The organism is Alteromonas sp. ABV4_150 (genome assembly GCF_056311745.1).
Window position 1 is genome coordinate 4,297,465 of the sequence record NZ_CM149971.1, and the last position, 16,908, is coordinate 4,314,372.

The 16,908-nt window shown below is 43.8% G+C and carries 10 protein-coding genes; 3 read left to right on the forward strand and 7 right to left on the reverse strand.

The annotated features are described in order from the left end of the window. Nucleotides 1–136: 136 nt before the first annotated feature. The 4 genes from ACYX4M_RS18650 to ACYX4M_RS18665 form a co-directional block, all read right to left on the reverse strand. A complete protein-coding gene (locus ACYX4M_RS18650; RefSeq protein ID WP_476081261.1) occupies nt 137–4,906 on the reverse strand; it encodes a FimV/HubP family polar landmark protein in 4,770 nt (1,589 codons plus the stop codon). Nucleotides 4,907–5,403: 497 nt separating this feature from the next. Beyond that, a complete protein-coding gene (locus ACYX4M_RS18655; protein ID WP_476081262.1) occupies nt 5,404–6,420 on the reverse strand; it encodes an aspartate-semialdehyde dehydrogenase in 1,017 nt (338 codons plus the stop codon). 29 nt (nt 6,421–6,449) lie between these two features. Further along, nucleotides 6,450–7,658, reverse strand: coding sequence for a 4-phosphoerythronate dehydrogenase (locus ACYX4M_RS18660; protein ID WP_476081263.1), 1,209 nt, complete (start codon nt 7,656–7,658; stop codon nt 6,450–6,452). 236 nt (nt 7,659–7,894) lie between these two features. Continuing rightward, nucleotides 7,895–8,650 carry a class II aldolase/adducin family protein gene (locus tag ACYX4M_RS18665; protein WP_476081264.1) on the reverse strand — a complete coding sequence of 252 codons (756 nt, stop codon included), beginning with the start codon at nt 8,648–8,650 and terminating at the stop codon, nt 7,895–7,897. Between the two features lie 174 nt (nt 8,651–8,824). On the opposite strand from ACYX4M_RS18665, the gene ACYX4M_RS18670 reads away from it, so the two are divergent. Continuing rightward, the gene (locus tag ACYX4M_RS18670) at nt 8,825–9,514 is read left to right on the forward strand and encodes a Crp/Fnr family transcriptional regulator (RefSeq protein WP_476081265.1); all 690 of its coding nucleotides are present in this window, start codon (nt 8,825–8,827) and stop codon (nt 9,512–9,514) included. A 302-nt stretch (nt 9,515–9,816) separates the two neighbouring features. Here the strand turns inward: ACYX4M_RS18670 and ACYX4M_RS18675 are convergent, their stop codons facing one another. Beyond that, on the reverse strand, nt 9,817–11,106 hold the full coding sequence (locus ACYX4M_RS18675; RefSeq protein ID WP_476081266.1) for a hypothetical protein: 1,290 nt from the start codon (nt 11,104–11,106) through the stop codon (nt 9,817–9,819). A gap of 213 nt (nt 11,107–11,319) precedes the next feature. Next, on the reverse strand, nt 11,320–12,081 hold the full coding sequence (locus tag ACYX4M_RS18680; protein ID WP_474873461.1) for a hypothetical protein: 762 nt from the start codon (nt 12,079–12,081) through the stop codon (nt 11,320–11,322). Between the two features lie 963 nt (nt 12,082–13,044). On the opposite strand from ACYX4M_RS18680, the gene ACYX4M_RS18685 reads away from it, so the two are divergent. Both ACYX4M_RS18685 and ACYX4M_RS18690 read left to right on the forward strand, forming a co-directional pair. Further along, the gene (locus ACYX4M_RS18685; protein WP_476081267.1) at nt 13,045–15,366 is read left to right on the forward strand and encodes a molybdopterin cofactor-binding domain-containing protein; all 2,322 of its coding nucleotides are present in this window, start codon (nt 13,045–13,047) and stop codon (nt 15,364–15,366) included. Nucleotides 15,367–15,369: 3 nt separating this feature from the next. After that, nucleotides 15,370–15,843, forward strand: coding sequence for a (2Fe-2S)-binding protein (locus ACYX4M_RS18690; protein WP_476081268.1), 474 nt, complete (start codon nt 15,370–15,372; stop codon nt 15,841–15,843). Between the two features lie 314 nt (nt 15,844–16,157). Here the strand turns inward: ACYX4M_RS18690 and ACYX4M_RS18695 are convergent, their stop codons facing one another. Continuing rightward, nucleotides 16,158–16,760 (reverse strand): Pr6Pr family membrane protein, encoded by a 603-nt coding sequence (locus tag ACYX4M_RS18695; protein WP_476081269.1) that lies wholly within the window; start codon nt 16,758–16,760, stop codon nt 16,158–16,160. Between the last annotated feature and the right edge of the window lie 148 nt (nt 16,761–16,908).

Here is a 16,908-nt window from a genome sequence, read left to right on the forward strand (position 1 = left end):
CGCTTATAGGCAAAACCTATCGCAGCTCGACAAATAAACGCATGCCAATGAAAACAAAAGCGGCCTGTATATCTTTAACATACAGACCGCTCAATACGAATATCAACGCAAGTTTAAGCTCGCATTTAAAATCTCGTTAAACAATTTTCTCAAAAATCGACGCTGCTTCCTGCTTTTGCTCTTCACTGCCTTCTTTCATTACTTCTTCAAGTAATTCTTTTGCAGCATCTACGTCTTCCATTTCGATGTACGCACGAGCCAAGTCTAAATTGGCGTTTTGCCCTGCATCTTTATCAATATCAATTACCGTGTCATCGTCAGATACACCAGTAAAGTCAGATAAACTCACGTCAAGATCTAGCGCTTGACTATCTGGATCAGTGGCATCTGAATCGTCGCCATCGTCCATCAGCGCTTCTACGTCAAGGAAGTCTTCGGAAGATGTTGGAGACTCACCATCAGCATCGACGTCGCTAAGTAAAGCAGCCAAATCTAAGTCAGGATTATCAAGCTTCAGCTCTTCCTCTTGTTCCTTTTCAGGCTCTGCTTTTTCTACATCCTGCTGGTCCTCTTCAATTTCCGTAGGCGTGGCGATATCTAAGTCCACATCATCTGGAATATCGAGGTCGTCTTCTTCAAGCTCAAAAGTATCTTCTTCGTTATCAATCTGCTCAGACTCTAGCTCATCGCCATCGTCTAATGAAAAAGTTTCATTGTCTTCTTCCAGCTCGAAGGTATCGTCACTTTCCGCTGGTTCAAGACTTTCCGTTGGTTCAAGACTGTCATCGACACTTTCTTCCAACCCAAACGTAGCCTCGCCATCTTCTTCCTGCTCGAGTTCGAAGGTGTCTTCATTACTGTCGGCCGAAGACTCTGCTGACTCATGTATTCCTTCATTTTCAATGACGCTCGCATCCACGGCATCGTCTGACTCAAGGCTCTGAAGAAGCTCATCAAACTCTGCGCTGTCTAAGTCATCGAGTATCTCATTGTCGTCGACGGCATCATTTTCATCGGAGCCAGACAACCAATCGTCAAGGCCGGGCACGTCATCAAGTTCGTTGAATTCTTGTTCTTTGCTATTGTCTGAGTCACTTTCGTTTGAGCCTGGTTCTTCGGCTGAACTAAAGTTTTCAGCAGCGCCTGAGTCTTCGGGTTGCTGGTTATTTTGCTCAACGCCGTCGACTTCTTGCTCAAGTTCAAAACTGTCTATCTCATCGAATGCTGCATCCAAAAGACTATCGTCATACTCGTCACTGTCTTTTTCTGCTGATGGTTCTGGTTCGTCTATATAGACATCGTCTGTTGATAGCTCTTCGTCAGCAGAGAGCTTTTCGTCCGCCGAAGGCTCCATCTCACCGAAAGAAGGAATATCGTCCATCATTTGTTTTTCGAACGCTTCAATAGCGTCGTCTAATGGGTTGTCGGAATCGCCTTCAGGCTCATCTTCGGCACTTTCGAGTTCAAATTCCGGCTCTTCTTCAGCGATCTGCTCTGGTTCTAACTCTGGTTCTAACTCTGGCTCTGGCTCTGGCTCTGCATTATCATCAAGCTTGGTATCAGCGTCGGCCTCTGCCTCGACCTTTTCTTCTTGTGCTAAATCCGGTTCTCCCGATTCAGTTTCGAACTCTAGTTCTGCTTCAGGCGCAGGCTGAGATTCAAGCTCTGCTTCTAATATAGGATCTTGTTCTGAATCTATATCGTTATCTTGCTCAGCCTCTACCTCAGTGCCCAATTCTGGCTGCTCTTCTAGCTCTAGCTCAGCATCATCAAGCTTGGTATCAGCGTCGGCCTCTGTCTCGCCCACTTCTTCTTGTGCTAAAACTGGCTCTTCTGATTCAGTATCAAACTCTAGTTCTGCTTCAGGCGCAGGCTGAGATTCAAGCTCTGCTTCTAATATAGGATCTTGTTCTGAATCTATATCGTTATCTTGCTCAGCCTCTACCTCAGTGCCCAATTCTGGCTGCTCTTCTAGCTCTAGCTCAGCATCATCAAGCTTGGTATCAGCGTCGGCCTCTGTCTCGCCAACTTCTTCTTGTGCTAAAACTGGTTCTTCTGATTCAGTATCAAACTCTAGTTCTGCTTCAGGCGCAGGCTGAGATTCAAGCTCTGCTTTTAATATAGGATCTAGTTCTGAATCTATATCGTCATCTTGCTCAGCCTCTACCTCAGTGCCCAATTCTGGCTGCTCTTCTAGCTCTAGCTCAGCATCATCAAGCTTGGTATCAGCGTCGGCCTCTGTCTCGCCCACTTCTTCTTGTGCTAAAACTGGTTCTTCTGATTCAGTATCAAACTCTAGTTCTGCTTCAAGCTCAGGCTGAGATTCAAGCTCTGCTTCTAACATAGGATCTTGTTCTGAATCTATATCGTTATCTTGCTCAGCCTCTACCTCAGTGCCCAATTCTGGCTGCTCTTCCAGCTCTGGCTCTGCTTCTTCAGGTTGCGCAGAGGTTTCACCATCAGCATCAAGTTCCGCGTCTGTATCACCTTCAGATTCAAGTTCAGAAAGCAGTTCGTCTGTAAGCTGATCTACATCAGCACTACTTTTTGACTCCTCAGCTTCCAATTCAGCAAGAAGCTCATCAGTAAGCGGATCGCTTAAATCATCTTCACTTTCTTCGTTGTCAGAAACCGTAAGGTCTGAATCTTCATCGTAAGCTTCAGGCTCAGCGTTTGGACTAACTTCTGGTTCGCCCTCCAGCTCAGCTTCAAGCTCCGCGAGCAACTCGTCGGTAAATGGGTCATCAAAGTCGCCTTCGTCTTCTGTTTGAGAAGGTGGTTCATTTGAAGTGCCTTCACCTCGTTCTTCAAACTCATCTAATACCGAATCACTTACCTCTTGCGATTCTTGATCAGCTGAAGGCTCTTCATCAGCTGAAGTCTCTTCCGAATAATCATCCTCCGCTTGAAGCTCAGCAATAAGGTCGTCGGATAGCGGGTCACTGAAATCAGCGTCAGTTTCTATCTCGTCTGTGACAATTTCATCTAAATCATCAGTAATGGCGTCAAGGCTTTGGATTGACTGAGGTGAAGGTGAAGGTGACGATGTAGTTATCTCATCTTCGAAATCATCTTCGTCTTCATCATCCTCTTCGCCTAAACCACCCATCATTTCAATTTGCTCTATTTCGTTAAGCAAGTCGTCGGTGATTTTATCTATTTCTTTGTTTTGCTGATTTATCTCGTCATCAAGCTTACTCAGCATGTCTTCATTGATAAGGTCGTCGTTGCTGTCGAGCTCGTCGGTAAGACCAGCATCAACACCATGCTCTTCAAGCAAATCGTCAATGCTTATTTCTGGCTTGTCGTCTTCATCTTCTATATTCGGCAGAGATGCAGAACTTTCTTCCTCTTCTTCCGTGTCAGGCACCGAATCAGCTGAGCTTGCAAGCAGCGCGTCAATATCATCTTCATCAACGTTTTCAGAATCGGCTGCCCCGTTAACCTCAGCTAATATATCATCAGGGTCTACGTCATCGGATTCATCCGACTCAACACTTTCCGACTTTTCGACATCTTGGCTTTGCACATCGTCAAGCAAGTCATCAATATCAAAATCATCGTCATCTTCTGTTGCAATTTCCTCTGTAGCCGCTGCCTCTTGCTCGCTATCCTCTTCGGCATCTTCATCAAAGATGTCGTCATCACCTGAGAGATCAAACCCTTCAAGATCATCTTCGTCTTTTTCATTTAATACTTTGTCCGACAGATCATCATCGTCAAACAAGCTATCTAATTCACTCTGATCGAGCTCATCGGCGCCCGCTTCAAACAAATCATCGCTGTCATCGCCTGGCACCAACATGTCGTCTTCAAGATCGGCAAATGTTTCTAATTCATCGTCTAAGCTTTCTTCTAAATCAGAGGTCAAAACGTCATCAAGCAGGTCGTCATCGTTGAACAAATCGTCATCTGATAACTCCGCTTTATCATCTAAATCGGGTGCTAATGCACTTGAAAGGTCGTCAATATCAGCATCTGGCACCGGAACTTCATCATTATCAGCTGTGATAGTGGGTCCAGCTGCTGGCGCTTCCTCGGGCTTACTATTGCGTTTAAGTAGCCACATGATTAGGCCACCTACCAACATTAGCGACAGAATTGCAGAACCGATGATCAAGCTCAATGGGCTGGTAAGTGCGCTCAAAAATGAAGACTGTTTTTCGGCTTCGCGCTGAGCCTGCTCGGCTTTAATCATATCGAGCAGTTCTTGTTGAAGCGCTACTTGCATATCAAGCTGGCTTTTAACATCGCCTTCGACTTGGCCTCGCAAGGTTTCAAGCTCACCATTGACGGCTTCAACACGCTCATACAAGCGTCTATTTTCGTTTAAGATTGCCTCAACGTTTTCTAGCGAGGCAGCAAATTGCATACGTAATTCATCAAACTGACGGGTTTGTTCCTGATCTAAACGAGTGATCTTTTGCTCAATGTCAGTTTGAGTTTGAGTGAGGTCTTGTTGATTAACTAAAGGCGAAGCGGGCTTAATATTCTTTATGCTGCTGCCGGGCTTGTTAAGTGCTTCAGCGAATGCCCTATCGTCTTGCTCAGCTCGCATTTGTGCTTTTTGTTTGTCGATTCTGGCAATATAACGCTCAGACGGCAGCTTCAAAACCGCGCCATCTACTAACAAGTTTAAGTTGCCATTTTCAAACGCGTTGGGATTGAGTTCGTAGATAGCAGTCATAACCTGATATACGCTCAGGTTATTGTTTTGGCGATAGCGCTCAGCAATGCGCCATAGGGTATCGTTGGCGTCGATGGGCCCATATTCCAGGCCGGAATACTGATCAGTTGCGTCTTTGGGACCTTTTAAGAAGGTAGCGCGTTCTTGTGCATCAACAGTGATAATAGGGCCAGACAAACAAAGTGTTAGTAAAAGTAAGCCCGTCAAATGCAATTTCATAGCAGTCCTATATGCCCTCAAGCGTCTTTACCACCCGAGACGTATGGGCGGATTTTGTAGCCAATCAATACGGAAGAAAATATTGGCTTTTATTTTTATTCTTAAGCCACCTTGAAACCATTAATAATCAAGCCAGCGTTTTACAGTCTTTTTGAACTTAGCAGTAAGATTTATTTGCGCTTTTTAGAGTTCTTACCCTTCGCCTAAGTGTCTGACTGAGTATTGTTTTTAACGTTGTTCTATTCCTAACTTTACAAACTATAAACCAGTTATTAAGGGTGATCTAGTTAGACAGTAGTATTGGAGCACTCTAATGTTCAAATTTTCACTAAAAGCGTCATTCAGTAGCTTCGAGTGCTGTGTTTCTATCCCGTTGAATAGTGCTGCCTCATTGCAACAAAAACCGCCCTTTCATTGCGTATCGGCAAGCACAGAAAAATGTTTACCTTTTCCTGTGCTTATCCGATTAAACAAAAGCAGAACCTCTGCTAAAACCTTTACAGGTAATCGCGAATGAGTGTCTCAGCAATTTGAATGCTGTTTGTCGCTGCACCTTTGCGGATGTTGTCAGAGACCACCCACAAATTTAAGCCACAAGGGTGAGTAATATCATTCCTGATACGCCCTACATGCACAATGTCGTTGCCGCTAGCACTGCTTACTTGCGTTGGGAATTGCTCATTGCCGTCGTAAACTGTTACGCCTGGCGCATCGGCTAAAAGCTCTTTAACATGCTGCGCATCTATTGGCGTACGCGTTTCAAGGTGAATGGCCTCAGCATGTCCGTAGAAAACCGGCACGCGCACAGCCGTCGCGTTTACCAAAATACTTTGATCGCCCATGATTTTTTGGGTTTCCCACAGCATTTTCATTTCTTCTTTGGTGTAGTCGTTGTCTTGGAATACGTCGATTTGAGGTATGACATTAAAGGCAATTTGGCGACTAAACGATTTTGGCTTTACTTCACGTGCGTTTAGCAAACCTGCGGTTTGTTTAGCCAGTTCTTCCATGGCTTCTTTACCTGCACCAGAAACTGACTGGTATGTGCATACGTTAATACGGTCAATACCAACCGCGTCTTGAATAGGTTTAAGTGCGACCAACATTTGAATGGTTGAGCAATTTGGGTTCGCAATAATGTTTCTATTGCGAAACTCTGCCAGAGCATGGGCGTTAACTTCTGGCACCACAAGTGGTATATCTGGCTCGTAACGAAACTCTGAAGTATTGTCGATAACAATACAGCCTTCTTCTGCCGCTAGCGGAGCAAATTTTGCTGAGATACTTCCACCGGCTGAGAAAAAACCTAATTGCACTAATGACCAGTCGAAGTCATCAGCATCTAATACTTCAATGTCTTCGCCTTTAAACGATACAGTACTACCAGCTGAACGTTTACTGGCAAGCGGATACAAACGGTTTACCGGAAAGTCTCGCTCTTCTAATAGTTCAATCATGGTTTGGCCCACTAAACCAGTTGCGCCAAGTACCGCTACGTCAAACGCTTGCGACATAATGCTTTATGCTCCTAATAAGAAAATAACTAAACCAGACTAACGAAAAAGCCTAGCTTGGTGAAAGTGTTTTGAATTTGTTTACTGGTGTTCTTTGGCAATTGTAACGTATAGGCGCAGCACTCGCGACGTACTCTGTATTGCTTGCGCAGTGCAGAAAACGTATTTGCTAAGTCAGATTTCGCCTTTTCGTTATTTTTTGATGTTGATGAAAAAGCGTTTCGCGTTATTTCGTCATCAATAGCGACATCGTACACCTTGTGAAATACTGCAGTAAGATCTTCAACCGATAACCGAGATGCTTCTGGCGATGCTAACTCAGCGTTTATTGGGTTGGTCTTATCTAGAAAATCGCTGAGTTCTTTATCTGGTGCTGTACCCACTACCTCACAAATTTGCTCGTAAATCATTTGCGTACCACGCACTTTGCCTTCGACGGAATGACCCGCAATATGTGGCGTAACGAACCAAACGTGGTCAAATAATGCTGTGTTTATGGCAGGCTCATTATCGAACACATCGAGCACTACTGTTGGCGCTTGTTCTTGTTGAAGCAGGTTAAGTAACACTTCTTCATCTATAACCTCGCCACGGCATGCATTGATAAGCAGCTGGTCAGGTGTTAATGCTTCCAGAAAAGTTACATCAATCATCTGGTAGGTGGGGTAATCGCCGTCTTTTGTGAAAGGCACATGAAGCGAGATAACGTCGCACTTTGCAATTTGTGCTAAATCTACAAACGACTGCCCGTTATGCTGGGTTTTGCCAGTCTTTGCTAACGCTTGCTGTAGCGGAGGGTCGTACAAGCAGTGTTCAACACCAATTGCCGTTAAAATACGTGATAGCGCGCTTCCCACGTTTCCGGCCCCTACTATGCCTACTTTCGCATTGTAAAAGTCGAGCTTTTGGACTTTTTGTGCATGCAACAAAACACTCAATACGTACTCGGCAACCGCAACGGCATTACAGCCTGCTGCGCTGCTATACATAATACCGACGCTATTTAAATGCGTTTTATCTAGATGATTAGTACCCGCCGTTGCCGTAGTAACAAACTTAAGCTTGTTAGCGCTGGTAAGCAGTGCAGGGGTAACCTTAGTGGTAGAACGCAACGCAAGAATATCTACATCGCGCAGCATTTCAGGCATAAGAGATTGCCAAGCATAGGTTTCAACTTCACCTACGCCGTTAAGGTAATCGGTGCCAAACGGAATGGTATCTTCAAGAAGTATTTTCATGGCGCTAAGTGTACCTTAAGTTAGGCTTTTAGTAACCTAGCGCCCTTATTTATCTTGTCGGTGATTGGCTTAATCTAAGTCATTTTGATGCACGTTTGGCCGCCATATCAATGAGACGGCCGAAGTTTATACAATCTTTTGAACCGGGAACGCTTTAAGCAAAGCGCTTTAGCTCGCGATTTTTGTCTACCTCATCCTTTACGATCGTGGAACTGGATAACGTTAACTTTAAATAGTTACTTATCGTATCCAGGGAAGCGACGCTCTACGCGACGTTTAATGCCCGGCCATGCCAGTGAACCACCCGCTTGTTTGGTAACTTGTTCGGCTTGAGCACGAATGCCATCTAGAATTGCCGAGTGAATTGGAATTAACGGCTTTCCTGTGGCCTGGGCTTTTAGCTGAATTTCACAGGCGCGCTGCATGATAAACATAAACAAAAATGCATCAGGAATATTGTCTGCACAGGTTAAAAGCCCGTGATTGCGCAAAATCATAAATTGGGTATCGCCCAGGTCGCGAACCAGCCGTGCTTTTTCGTCTGGGTTTAGCGCCACGCCTTCGTAGGCGTGATAGGAAAGCGACGCTAGTGGAAAAAGGGACTGCTGCGAGTAAGGCTGCAACCCTTCTTCTAAAATGGATACCGCCACGCCTTCTGCTGTATGCAAATGCAACACGCACTTTGCATCGTCACGTGCTTCATGAACAGCGCTGTGAATAGTAAAACCCGCAGGGTTAATGTCGTACTCGCTTTCCATCACCTTATTGCCGTTAAGGTCAACTTTTACCAGGCTGGATGCAGTAACTTCATCAAACATTAAACCGTAAGGGTTAATTAAAAAGTTATGGTCAGGCCCTGGTACACGAGCTGAAATGTGAGTAAAAATAAGGTCGTCCCAACCATACATAGCAACTGCGCGGTAGCATGCGGCAAGGTCAACACGGGTTTGCCATTCTTCACTGCTTACTTTCGACTTTACTGAATCTGTCATAGCTTTACTCTTTTTATGTCTAAAATCATTTCATTGAAGTATGTCAGCCGTCTTTTGAGGCTCTAAAACATAAACACTCCAATGAAACTTCTATTTACTTTCTCCTAACGCCTACATTACGCGCAGTAATTGCTATACACTGTCGGATATACGACATTGTAAGAAATTTGTTAAATGGAAAAATTTAAGCCGGTTCTGGCTAGCTCGACGTGGTTCAGTGCGCTCCCGCCCTATTTACAGGAAGCCATGTTCGACAAGATGCGCCTAAAACACTTAAAAGCAGGGCAGCAACTGCACGCCAAAGGTGAAGAAGGTGTAGGTTTTTATGGCGTATGCGAGGGCCGTTTAAGAGTGGTTACTGTGGGCGTGGATGGTCGCGAAATGCTATTCGCGTTACTTGGGCCCGGCACTTGGTTTGGTGAAATATCCATGTTTGATGATCTCCCTCGAACTCACGACAACTTCTGTGAGACAAACTCCACGGTTGCTATTATTCAAAAAAATGCGTTTAAAGCACTGCTTGAGCAATATCCTGAACTTTACCCGCACTTCACCCGCCTTTTATGCACGCGAGTGCGCAGCGCTTTTCAGTTTATTGACTCAAGCGCGGGGCTTAGCCTTAAACACCAGCTTGTAAAACGGCTATTGATGCTTACCACCAGCTATGGTCAACATTTACCTAAGAACAACGCAATTACACTCACCCTCTCGCAAGAGTCTTTGGCGCAAATGATAAATAGCAGTAGGCAAACGGTTAATCAGCTTTTAGGTGAGCTTGAAAGTGAAGGTTTGGTAAAACGGCATTACGGTAAAATCACCATTCCCGAGCCAGATACCTTGTTTAGTCGTTATCAGTTTTTTTGACCGAAATAATTAGCTGAATCGCTCATTTTCTTTGGTAGTTGTTGCGCGAAATAAAGCGTCTTCTGAAAATCGATAATACAAAAACTTAGTAATAACACAGTAGCCCTTTACTAATTTTAGTGTGAGCTTACGGTTTTACTTAATCAAATATGGATTTGCACCATCCCCGCAGTATTGCGCGGCGCACATCTGTCTCCATCTTTAAGGTCTGCTCGAAACAAACAGCAGACGTTCAACTCCCGTATTTGCGGCTGGTTTGGAGCGCAGGGGAAAACCAGTCCGGCAACATGCGCTTGTTAGTTTCATGCGACACTCGACGTCGCAAAAATAATTTGTTCAGAAATAAACCTAATTAAAGGAACATCTTTTACTAACGTTTTATCGTCACGAAATGGCGTGTATTTGGATTTTTCTGACTCTTTACTATGAACTATAGAATTCCTATTTTTGTATATTCTGCCAGCAAGATTTTTGAATATCAGATCCTCGTCATTTCCTTCTAAATCAACAACTGGCGCTGAAGAAAAAATAACTGGTGATGTTTTGTAATACGCAATTAGAGAATCATCATAGTCATTTAACTTTTGGTTTAAATCAGCCAAATCCACATGTTTTACTAACGTTAATCTGAGACCTTCTTGCTCACTAAAAGTCATACTGTCGTCCCGCATCTTTATGGACTTTCCAATATCTTTAATTAGGGACGATATATCTTTTTTTCGTTTATACGAAAAGTCTGGATGCGTAAGCTTATTCTTAACCCTCTCCACTAAAGCCTCATTGAAAATAGACTCAAAAAAGTGTTCAACAATGTGGTAATAGGAAATATATTCCAGCATAGGATTTTCAGTTCCGACCGCAAGCTGATAATGATGTATCAAATCTGGAATATAAGTTCTTCTTGGTGGATCGATTTCGTCAAGGCTTGACCTTCGAGAGCGAGTGATTCTGCCTGTTCTTAGTAGCTCATCAAAATCTCGCTGTTGTACGAGTGAGGTGTCTGTGTTGTAAGTAATATTAAAAAGGAATGCTGATGAAAACTTATCGAATTCAGATAAAGTCCTTTTCGTTTCGGAGCTTAGTTTTAAGGTCAAGCGACCAGCTATAAATTTTTTAATCAATTCTAGTACACAAGGCTGTTCCTCTAAAACCCTTCTCATACCTGAAATGGACATTCCGGGGCGTGATAAAGCTCTAGGCTCGCCATACTGCGCAGCATTTTTTATCAAGTAGAGAGAGAACTGGTTTGAAGGTCGACCTAAAGTATAAGAAATCTTATTATCTGGGTCTCCAATATCTAAAACAACATCTTCTCCTCTAGTTCTAGGTAAAAACCTATGGAAGTGACCTTCCTCCCTAACTAGTATTTCATAAGATTTATCATCAGATAACACCGTCTCTGAGGTGGCGTCGTAGGCTTTCAAACTATCGACTTCGCTCTCCAATTTTTCTTTGGTTAACGTGAGGGTGATATCTTCAAATGAGCTGAATCTGGGCGTATATAAAAAAGAGTCTTCGGTTTCTTCCAAGTCAAATCTAAGTATCTCTGCAATCCATAGAGCAAAGTCATTTATATTAATATCTAAATCCATTTTATCTCCAATGGCACGGTGAGAAACTAACAGCTTATTCCTGAGGCTTCATAATAACACCCGTTTCCTCTGAAAATACAGATTCTGTATTTTCAGAGGAAAGAGAAAAAGGTGTCCGCTTTACGTACACAGCTGCCTAACAGCGCCAGAGGCATCTAGATACAAACACCGGACGGTCTCGCATAAGCGATAGCTAAAGACTGATTACGTTTGTCACGGTGCAAAACTACTAATCAATGCAGCCCAATCGTTTTCGAGCTCACTAAAAGACTTACCAGTAACTGCTTGGATATTTTCCCCAGCATAAATTTTCAAATATTGGTCTAAACCAAAATTTTCGATCAGGAACTGCGTAAAGGCACCTTCTTGTAAATACGCCAAACGCCTACCTGTTCCCGTTTTTGCTGAGTGTCTTACATTTTCTGATTCAGTCAAAGGTATTAATCCGCCGTAGCTAACCGACGTTTCTGCTACTGCTCTATACAAATCTTGACCAAAATCAGGGTATTCAGCAGATTCACCAAATCTGTGTTGTAAGAACACGGCAAGACCATCATCAAAGAAACGATCTTCATAGCCGTTTTTCTTCTTTTTACGAAAGTCACTGACAGCATACACGTGCGTTAATTCGTGGATGACAGCCATACCGCTGTTTTCTGACTTTGCTGACGAGAAGGCCGAAAGAACTCTTTTCTCTGGAATGTGAATCGTATTCCAATCTTGGTAAGGAGTACGACGCTTTTTGGAAATAAATACTACCAAGTCTTCTTGAATTGGAGTTCCATTATATTCTTCAGATTGGCTTAAATAAGCTTTTACAACTTTTTTGTTTTCGCTCACTCTCGATGCGAGTTGCTCAACTACTGTAATAGGGACGTCGGCATCATATTCGATGATAAAGTCATCAGCTTTGAAAGTGTTTGCAAACGTTGATGTAGAAAGCAGCAGACTTATTAATAAATACTTATTGTTCATATCACTTCCGTGTGGGTGCACTAAATTTCTATTTAGCGTAACACTCATTTTAATCACAAATCTATGTTTTGTAAGTTTCGCGAAAACTATGTGTTTTGAGAGTTTGCCCCAGTTTTCATGTGCATCTTCAATTAAACGGTGCACCGCAAAGTCAGAAAGGCGTTCAATTTTTTTTGACCGAAATAATTAGCTGAATCGCTCAAGAGTTTATGGAAAATTATTAAAGGCGTGCAAACGAAAAGAAAAGTTCGCATTGAAAATTTTATCTGCCAGCATAGTTTTGCTTTCCATAGTTGGCTTTGTATATCAGTCATATTCAAGCTACGTCGACTCCACCTCTTTTGACAAGCGTGGAGAAATGATAAACGTAGGTGACTACAGTCTTTATGTCGAGGATTCTGGAACAAGGAAAAGTTACCGTTATTTTTGATGCAGGTATGGGTGATGACTCATCGGTCTGGAATAAAGTAGCAGAGTAAGTCTCACAGTTTTCTCGGGTCATTACCTATGATAGAGCTGGCCTTGGGTGGAGTGAAGAAAGGCCGTATGAATGAGACAGTAAAACTATTGTTGCTGAACTTCACTCGGTTCTAGAAAAGAAAGACATTACTGGACCAATTATCCTTGTAGGCCATTCATTTGGCGGGGTAAACATGCAGCGCTAGGCCCTCACCTATCTCGAATATATAGCCGCTTTGGTGTTGTTAGACTCTGCCCATGAAGATCAGATAGATGAGATGCCTCAAACGAATTCTCTTCAACTATCCAACTCACAGAAAATATACTTCTTAAATAAGGAAATCCCCCACTTAGTATTAATTATTATTAATGTTCAATAAATCATACTTAATGATAACATCTCGTTAACATATATTTGGCAAGCTGCAATTACCTACGTTAAATAAACGACTTTTCTTAAACTTAAGTTAACCATTCAAGGTCTTGACCTGAAACGGAGAATCTATGACAAAAAGCAACCATGCGGAACAAATAGAGACGATTACCTCCTCTCAGAAACATGATCAATCCGGTAGTGATGACGAACACATTGTCGAGTTAGAAAACACCGGACGAAGAAAGTTTATCGGTTACATGCTTAAGGGGTCGAGTTTTGCTGTTGCGTTACATATAACCGGTGGTGCTTTTCGTCCTCAGGATGCCAACGCCCAGTTGTTAGGAATACCGGAGCTTGCAGATGAACTGGATTTAACAGACCTGCTGCTGATCTCCGGTGACCCTTTCTACTACGATTATTTAATTAAGATAACGAGTGATAACCGCGTCCGTTTTGAGCTTCCACGAATGGAAGTTGGGCAAGGTATATTAACCGCTGCAATGATGATTCTTGCCGAAGAGCTGGACGTTGAACTGTCCTCAATTGATGCGACTTTATCTCCGGCTGAAATCAGACGAGCGACTGGTCAAATTACAGGGGGCTCTCACGCCGTAACGTCTCTTTGGGATCCGTTGCGTAAGGTCGCGGCAGCGCTGTTATATAAGATAAAATTGTCAGCCGCAGTGCATTTCGGGATTTCTGTGAACGAAATTAGTACAGAAAATGGCTTTGCAATTGATAACGATGGCAGCCGCATTGCTTACTCTGAGCTCACCGCAGGTGTTGAGGGACGCAACGATGCAGCTCGACTGGCAAAGCCTAAAGACCCGTCTCAATACAAAATTATCGGTACGCCGCAAAAGCGGGCTGACGCGCGCGATATTGTTACCGGCAAACTAAATTTCGCGATGGATCTCGACATACCAGACGCGATGCCCACCGTGGTCGCTAGGCCACCCAGCTTAGGTGGTTGCGTGATCACGTTTGACGATTCTGAGGCAATAGGCCTGCCCGGCGTCCTCGCCATCAAAGAAGTTCCGTTGGATGTTGATGCAAACTCCTCTGGCGTGGCCGTTGTTGCGCGTTCCTTTGGCGAAGCTTTTCGAGCGCGTGATGCACTTAATATTACATGGAGTGTGGGTGCTGCCGAACATCTATCTGACGCCGAGGTCATTGAGCAGTTACGTGCGATAAACCTGCCGACCTTACCTAAAATCCCTCTGGCTACCGATTCGGTTGGCGGCGAGTTCATCTTTCCTTATTTGGCGCATGCCCCTATGGAAACCATGACAGCAGTTGCCGATGCAACCGGCTCAAAGATCAGGGTATGGACTGGCGCCAAGACGCCACTTGCAGCACAAGCCAAAATTGCGCGTGACCTTGGAGTCTTACCCACTGACGTCGAGGTGAATGTAATTCAGAGCGGCGGCTCATTTGGCCGTCGCTTATTTTTTGATGCAGCAGTTGAAGGCGCGCGTATTTCACAAATTGTAAGCCGCCCCATCAAACTTATGTTTACTCGACAGGACGACACAAAGTTTGGCCGCGCACGACCGCTCAGCTTGCATAACGTAAAAGCGACTTACACTAGAGGTTTTTTATTTGGCAAAAAAGTGTTGTCGTTTGACCATCGAGCTGCGACCGCTGAATTGGATCTCGAACATGGCTTTGGCGAAGGTATTACTGCATTGGGAGGAGAATTAGCTCCCGCTGCTTTCAGCCAGACAGTCTGGCACTCAACGCAACTAGTGCAATATAAGTTTGGTGTAACTTCCTTGCTGCTAAACGAAAAAAAATTCGTTGTGCCAACCTCCTCTTGGCGCGGCATCTACTCCGGCACAGCTGCCGTCGCAAACGAGATAGTTGTTGACGAATTGGCACGCGCAATGAACATGGACGAATGCCAGTTCAGATTACAAATGCTTGATGATGAGCGCTCCAAAGCTGTTCTGCGGAAAGTTTCTCGAGAGGGCAAGTGGGGAAGGAGAATGAAAAAAGGACGTGCCCAGGGCCTCGGGTTACATAAAGAGTATAAGTCTCGAGCCGCAGTGCTTGTTGAATTAAAAACGTTCAAAAATCCGAAGAAAGAAAGCAAAGTCACTAAGATTGTTGTTGCGCTGGATGTGAACCGAGTATTGAATCCAACCGGCCTTGAGGCGCAAGTTATCGGTGCGGCAACCGACGCCATTACCTACATGATTCGCACCAGTTTACACCTCGACAATGGCGCAATACGCGAGAGCAGTTACGGCGATTTTGAAATTGCTCGAATGCGCAACACGCCACCAGATATTGAAGTGCATTTTATGCCGCCTAACGGAGAAACACCGGGAGGTGCAGGCGAGTTAGTAGTTCCTGCGGCGGCAGCGGCGATAGCCAACGCATTTGCCAGGGCGACGGGTATTGCACCACGTCGTTTTCCACTTCGTGACTTCTATCCAGAGGGTTAATTCATGCCACAAATTACATTTAATGTTAACAATAACCCGGTTTCTATCGACGCTGAAAACGATGACGAGCTTCTGTATCTCTTGCGTGATCGACTTGGTATTACTGGCCCAAAATATGGTTGCGGTGTTGGCGTGTGTGGCGCTTGCACTATCTTTAAAGACGGTGAGCTAGTTCGCCCATGCATTGTTCCGATGGAAGAAGTGGAGGGTGCATCGCTAACCACTATTGAAGGACTTGCGGTCGATGATATTCTGCATCCGGTGCAAGAAGCATGGGTAAACGAAGATGTCGCTCAGTGTGGGTTTTGTCAGGCGGGACAAATTTTAACCGCCGTCAAACTATTGGAGTCTAATCCCAATCCCAACGATCGTGACATTGATAAAGCTATGAGCGACAATATCTGCCGCTGTGGTACCTATCATAGAATACGAAAAGCCATTAAACATGCTGCAGCTTTGATTCAGCAGACGACATAAGAGGCTAATTTTTGGGAAAACGGGTTAGGCTGAGAAGAACACCTTAACATGTATAAGCTCAGATCTAATCTGAGTATTTCGCCTACAGGGTTGGTCGTCTTGTAGACTGCTTAAAGCGAATTGCAGGAATTCCACCTGCTTTTAATTGGAGGGCTGCTTCACGTAGACATCGGCCTCACAGGCCCTTTGAGACAAACAGCAGACCTTCGCACTCCAAACAAATGGTCGATAACGCGAGAGCTAAAATTAGAGACGATGTGACATAGCTCATGTATAAGATTCCAGCATTCATAGCAAGCGCCTAAAACGCACTATTAAAATCCGCCAAGAGTTTTCCCTATAAATATAAATAAAGCGCCGCCAACAAGGAGGCTAATAGATAATACTAATCCATTTAATAAAACTCTATTAAGGCCTAGCGCTTGAACATTTGTAAATTCGTAAGGGTAAAATTCTGTCCATTTCCCATGAGACATTGTGTACGCGGCATAAGTCAGTGGAAAAATGAGCCAATAGCCTAAGTCAGCGTATTGAAGCTGCGTTTTTTCTACAAAGAAAATCCAGTAGGAAAGTGTGATTACGGGTGTAACGGCATGGACTAATAAATCTGAAATACGTTCAAACAATGAAAGTTTGAGCCATCCATAGATAAGGTAGTTAGCAATACCAACTGTAACTATATAAAAAGTAATTGCAGTAGCTACATTAGGATTTTTAGCAAACTGAGTAACTGAATGCTCAGGCCAAAAAGTCAAAACTGCGAACCAAATTAGGACAAGAAGGTTCGATAGCGTTGTGTAATAACTAAAATATTTCCAGACTACAACGCCTATGCTGTCGCTGCCTCGTTTCCTAATTTCTCTTATAAGGCTAATTATTAGTGCCAATGCTGTAATTAAAAAAAGAACAAAATCCATTTAAAGTCCTTTCGAAGAATGAAGGCTCTACCAAATAAATAGGGCTCAAGTATTAAACTAATCGACCTCTAAAAAAAGGAAAACTGCTTTTTTAGACCAACTGATACTAAATTAATCCGTTATAAATTTAGTATAGTTTGCAAATGAT

What these genes read in the sequence shown, in the direction of transcription:
- ACYX4M_RS18650 (WP_476081261.1), bottom strand. Translation starts at nt 4,906, where the DNA reads ATGAAATTGCATTTGACGGGCTTACTTTTACTAACACTTTGTTTGTCT.
- ACYX4M_RS18655 (WP_476081262.1), bottom strand. Translation starts at nt 6,420, where the DNA reads ATGTCGCAAGCGTTTGACGTAGCGGTACTTGGCGCAACTGGTTTAGTG.
- ACYX4M_RS18660 (WP_476081263.1), bottom strand. Translation starts at nt 7,658, where the DNA reads ATGAAAATACTTCTTGAAGATACCATTCCGTTTGGCACCGATTACCTT.
- ACYX4M_RS18665 (WP_476081264.1), bottom strand. Translation starts at nt 8,650, where the DNA reads ATGACAGATTCAGTAAAGTCGAAAGTAAGCAGTGAAGAATGGCAAACC.
- ACYX4M_RS18670 (WP_476081265.1), top strand. Translation starts at nt 8,825, where the DNA reads ATGGAAAAATTTAAGCCGGTTCTGGCTAGCTCGACGTGGTTCAGTGCG.
- ACYX4M_RS18675 (WP_476081266.1), bottom strand. Translation starts at nt 11,106, where the DNA reads ATGGATTTAGATATTAATATAAATGACTTTGCTCTATGGATTGCAGAG.
- ACYX4M_RS18680 (WP_474873461.1), bottom strand. Translation starts at nt 12,081, where the DNA reads ATGAACAATAAGTATTTATTAATAAGTCTGCTGCTTTCTACATCAACG.
- ACYX4M_RS18685 (WP_476081267.1), top strand. Translation starts at nt 13,045, where the DNA reads ATGACAAAAAGCAACCATGCGGAACAAATAGAGACGATTACCTCCTCT.
- ACYX4M_RS18690 (WP_476081268.1), top strand. Translation starts at nt 15,370, where the DNA reads ATGCCACAAATTACATTTAATGTTAACAATAACCCGGTTTCTATCGAC.
- ACYX4M_RS18695 (WP_476081269.1), bottom strand. Translation starts at nt 16,760, where the DNA reads ATGGATTTTGTTCTTTTTTTAATTACAGCATTGGCACTAATAATTAGC.